The 297-nt window shown below is 55.2% G+C and carries 1 pseudogene; it reads right to left on the minus strand.

Annotated features, from left to right (window positions below):
* Positions 1-195: 195 nt before the first annotated feature.
* Positions 196-297, minus strand: a pseudogene (locus KQH55_RS15985) (IS110 family transposase); the annotation flags it as partial.

Raw genomic sequence — 297 nt, forward strand, 5'->3', positions numbered from 1 at the left:
ATTCACCTCTCACCCACTTCTATCCGCCGGATTTGGCCGGCCTCATCCTGTATGCGCGCTACGCCGGACATTCTGGTCCGGTGGATATGCCCCATCTAATGATCGGTTACATTCAGCAACCCGTCCGCCCTACGGGCATATCCCGGTTCAGCCCCTCCAATAGACGTTGATCCGACAGCTATAAGCCATGCCCACTCATGCCCCTTTGAACTGAGCGTTTTGTGGAATCACGCCGTCTTTAAGGTAGCGCCATAATGCAATCACTAACCGCCTGGCAAGCGCGACAATCGCAATGCG

The sequence above is a fragment of the Mycetohabitans sp. B3 genome (genome assembly GCF_021498065.1).
Taxonomy (GTDB): Bacteria; Pseudomonadota; Gammaproteobacteria; order Burkholderiales; family Burkholderiaceae; genus Mycetohabitans.